This is a genomic window from Acidovorax delafieldii 2AN, assembly GCF_000175235.1.
Taxonomy (GTDB): domain Bacteria; phylum Pseudomonadota; class Gammaproteobacteria; order Burkholderiales; family Burkholderiaceae_C; genus Acidovorax; species Acidovorax delafieldii_B.
On record NZ_ACQT01000298.1, the window covers coordinates 1 to 3878 of the forward strand.

4 protein-coding genes and 1 pseudogene are annotated in these 3878 nt (G+C 69.1%); 3 read left to right on the forward strand and 2 right to left on the reverse strand.

Annotation, left to right across the window (positions count from 1 at the left end):
* The first annotated feature begins 229 nt into the window (after positions 1 to 229).
* The 3 genes from ACDELDRAFT_RS19965 to ACDELDRAFT_RS24335 all read left to right on the forward strand — a co-directional run bounded on the left by ACDELDRAFT_RS19965 (position 230) and on the right by ACDELDRAFT_RS24335 (position 2572).
* Positions 230 to 1069 (forward strand): UPF0149 family protein, encoded by an 840-nt coding sequence (locus ACDELDRAFT_RS19965; RefSeq protein ID WP_005799863.1) that lies wholly within the window; start codon positions 230 to 232, stop codon positions 1067 to 1069.
* 23 nt (positions 1070 to 1092) lie between these two features.
* Positions 1093 to 1911 (forward strand): sterol desaturase family protein, encoded by an 819-nt coding sequence (locus ACDELDRAFT_RS19970; protein ID WP_005799864.1) that lies wholly within the window; start codon positions 1093 to 1095, stop codon positions 1909 to 1911.
* 97 nt (positions 1912 to 2008) lie between these two features.
* Positions 2009 to 2572 (forward strand): IPTL-CTERM sorting domain-containing protein, encoded by a 564-nt coding sequence (locus tag ACDELDRAFT_RS24335; protein WP_005799865.1) that lies wholly within the window; start codon positions 2009 to 2011, stop codon positions 2570 to 2572.
* A gap of 117 nt (positions 2573 to 2689) precedes the next feature.
* Here ACDELDRAFT_RS24335 and ACDELDRAFT_RS19980 read toward each other — a convergent pair.
* Positions 2690 to 3033 (reverse strand): annotated as a pseudogene (locus ACDELDRAFT_RS19980) (CinA family protein); the annotation flags it as partial.
* Between the two features lie 101 nt (positions 3034 to 3134).
* Positions 3135 to 3710, reverse strand: a complete 576-nt coding sequence (locus ACDELDRAFT_RS19985) for a phosphatidylglycerophosphatase A family protein (protein WP_005799867.1) — start codon at positions 3708 to 3710, stop codon at positions 3135 to 3137.
* Between the last annotated feature and the right edge of the window lie 168 nt (positions 3711 to 3878).

Genomic DNA, 3878 nt, shown 5'->3' on the forward strand with positions numbered 1-3878 from the left:
CGCGCGCATGCGCCCGGCGGGGCAGCCCGGCAGGGCCAGCCCTGCGCAACCTGGCTGGCCCACCCGCATGTACCGGGCGCGCACTGCGGGGCAGGCCGGAAGCAGGCAGGGGGCGGGGCAGGGCATGGGTGGTGCTTTGGCAGGATCGGGTGGCGGCTACACTGGCCGCCTTTGCAGGGGCACGGGCATCATAAAAGCCTTTGGCGCCCCGTTGACTGGAGCTTCCTCAATGAACACCCCCCACCAAGCACCCTCGGACGCCGCCGCGTCCGCCGCGCCGGCCCTCGGCCCCGATGAACTCGACGAGATCGACACGCTGCTGGACGATCTGCGCACGCGCGGCGAGGAAATTCCGCAGTGGGAGTTCTGCGACGGTTTTCTCACGGCGCTGATCTGCACCCGGCGCCCCATCCCGCCCGCCGAATACCTGCCCATGCTGCTGAGCGATGGCGCGGCGCTCGACGTGCCCGAAGGAGAGCCCTTGCCCCTGCTGCCGGCGTTCGCCGACGCGGCGCAGCAGGCGCGGTTCATCGAACTGTGGATGCGCCGCTGGAACGAAGTCGAGGCGCAACTCGACGCCAAGGTCGAGACGCTGGACGATGACCGCACCTTCCAGCCCGAGGCCATGGATATGCGCGGCGCCGTGGCCAGCCTCACCGACGAGCAACGCGCCGAAATGGGCGATGACCAGGAGATTCCCTCGTTCGGTCAGGTCTGGGCCCTGGGCTTCATGTTTGCCGTGGAAAACTGGCCCGAGGACTGGGCCGCCCCGCGCGACAAGGAGGCCGCCCGCTGGCTTGACGACGCCCTCGACAGCATCGTCGCGCTGACCGAGGACGACACCGGCAAGCCCGAGGTCTGCATGTTCAACGAGGACGGGCCGCCCAGCACCAGCCAGGCACGCGTTGAAGCCTTCGGCGAGGCCATCTGGGCGGTGTACGACCTGCGCCAGCTCTGGAAGAGCATGGGCCCGCGTGTCGAAACGGTGCGCAAGGCGCCCGAACCGGGCCGCAATGACCTGTGCCCCTGCGGCAGCGGCAAGAAATACAAGAAGTGCCACGGCGCTTGACGCGGCAGCACTGAGGGCCGGCGATGGCACGGACACTGGAAACCCTGCTCCACCACCTGGACACCGTGCAGTACGTCTTGCTGCTGTTGGGCGGCGGGCTGCTGGCCTTGCTGGAGCGTGGCTGGCCGCGGCGCCAGGGGCAGAGGGGGGCTCCGACGCGCTGGGTCGTCAACCTGGGCCTGTACGGGGCCGGCGTGGCGCTGATGGCCACGGTCTTCGGTCCGCTGCAGGACGCGGCCATCCGGCTGGGCAGCGCCGCGGGCTGGAGCGGGCTGGTTGCCACGGCCTGGCCGGATGCCGTCAAGATCGCGCTCGGCGTGATGCTGGTGGACCTGGTCCAGTTCGGCCTGCACTGGCTGGCGCACGCCATTCCGCTGCTCTGGCGCCTGCACCAGGTGCACCACGCGGACGAGGCGATGGACGTGTCCACCAGCGTGCGCCACCACCCGCTGGAGGTCATCGTGCTGGCGTCGCTGACCCTGATGCTTTGCGCTGCCCTGGGCGTGCCGTTGCTGGCGCTGGCGCTGTACGCGGTGCTGCAACTGGCGCACACGCTGTTCTGCCATGCCAACATTGCGCTGCCGCCGGCGCTGGACCGCTGGCTGCGTCTGGTGCTGGTGACGCCCGACATGCACCGCGTGCACCATTCCGTGCGCCTGGACGAAGGCAATGCCAACTTCAGCATGGTGTTCCCCTGGTGGGACCATCTGTTCCGTACCTACTGCGCGCAGCCCGCGCAGGGCCACCAGGCGATGCGGCTGGGGCTGGCCGATGGCGAGGGCCGTGGCGAGCCTGGGCTGTGGCGCGCGCTGTGGCTGCCGTTCGCGGGCCGGGAGCGCTGAGCAGCGGTCATTTTGGCGGAGACAAGGGCGCACGATTCTGTTACAAACCGATGGCTTTGCCGCGCGGTGCGGCCGGGCGCTCACCATGGAAAACAGCATGAAAAACCCAAGATGGACAGCGGCTCTGGCATTCAGCGCATGTGCTTTGCTGGCGGCACCGAGCGCGCAGGCGGGGGCGTCGTTCACGTTTTCCAAGAGCTTTGGCGCGCCGACGATGCCGCTGAATGGATCGACCTCGCTGTCGTTCACGATCAACAACGTCATGGGTGTCCCCGCCTCGGGCATCAATTTCACGGACACGCTGCCGGCGGGGCTGGTCGTGGCCACGCCCAACGGCCTGACCGGCCTGTGCGGCCCTGGCAGCGCCGTCACTGCCGTGCAAGGATCGGGCTCGGTGGCATTGGCGGCGGGCAACCTGCCGACCGGAGGCTCCTGCAACTTCTCGGTCAACGTCACGGCCACCAGCATGGGTGTGAAGAACAACACCACGTCTACCCTGAACTCCGCCGGGCCATCGGCGCCTCCGGCGACCGCCAGTATCACCGTGCTGGCGGCGCTGGCCTCGGCCGCCAGCATCCCCACGCTCAGTGAGTGGGGCCTGATCCTGCTGGTGCTGGCCATGGCTGCCTCGGCCTTCAACGCCGTGCGCCGCAAGCGCTGACTTCGCGCGCTGGCCGCGCGCATGGATCAGAGCGGACGCTCAGGGGCCCAGCCAACCCAGCAGCCGCGCCAGTGCGTGGCGCACCGTGGCGGCGCGAATGGCCGCGCGGTCGCCGGCAAAGTGCTGCACCTCTGTGTGCGTCTGCCCGGCCACATGCCAGCCAAACCCACCGTGCCCACGGGTTTCTCGGCGCTGCCGCCCGTGGGGCCCGCCACGCCCGTGACGGCTACCGCCACCTGGGCGGGTGAATGCGCCACGGCGCCCTCGGCCATGGCGCGGGCCACGGGCTCGCTGACGGCGCCATGCGCTTCGATCAGCGCGGCGGGCACGCCCAGCAGTTCGGTCTTGGCTGCGTTGGAATAGGTGACGAAGCCGCGCTCGAACCATTGGCTCGATCCGGCCAGGTCGGTGCAGGCGGCGGCGATCATGCCGCCCGTGCAGCTCTCGGCGGTGGCCAGCATCCAGCCACGCGCCAGCAACTGACCGGAAATTTGCCTCAGAACAGCTTCTTGCGCTTGCTGGTTAAGCACCGGTTGCTCATATTTTGATAGTGATTGGGTGATCAAGCGAAGAACCTCCACACCGCGATCACCAGCAGCGTGCAGAACGCCGCGACAAAGTCGTCGAACAGAATCCCCCACCCGCCACGCCAGCCGAATCCCTTGAACAGCTGATCGGCCCAGGCCACCGGTCCGGGCTTGGCCGCGTCGAAATAGCGAAACAGGGCAAATGCCACGGCCTGGCCCCAGAAGCCCATGGGCATGGCCAGCCACAGCACCAGCCAGAAAGCCACGACTTCGTCCCAGACGATGCTGCCGGGGTCGGATATGCCCATGTGGCGCGCCGTGACGGTGCAGGCCCACCAGCCCGCCAGCGTGCCCCCCGCGATGAGCAGGCCCAGTTGCGCGGTGTCCATCCAGCGCTGCAGCACCACAAAGGCCAGCCAGGCCCACAGGGTGCCCACGGTGCCCGGGGCCTTGGGGCTCAGTCCCGCACCAAAGCCCAGCGCCACGCAGTGCGCGGGGTGCTGCAGCATGAACGCCGCGCTGGGGCGGCGGGGCGACGGTGTACCGGGGGTGCGCGGCGTGGCGTCGCTTGCCTCGGCTTTCGCACGGGATGCCAGGTTGGGAGGAGTCATGAGACCACCTGCGATGGAAGAAAGCGGCGAAGGCCGGCGCGATCTGCGAGGGCCCGGGCCGCAGCGGGCATCGGATGCCGGTGCCGCAGGCGCCAGAGGAGGGTGGGGTTCACGCGGAAAACTCCGGGGCATTGCATCAAGGACCGCCATGCTAGCAGCGGCGCGGCG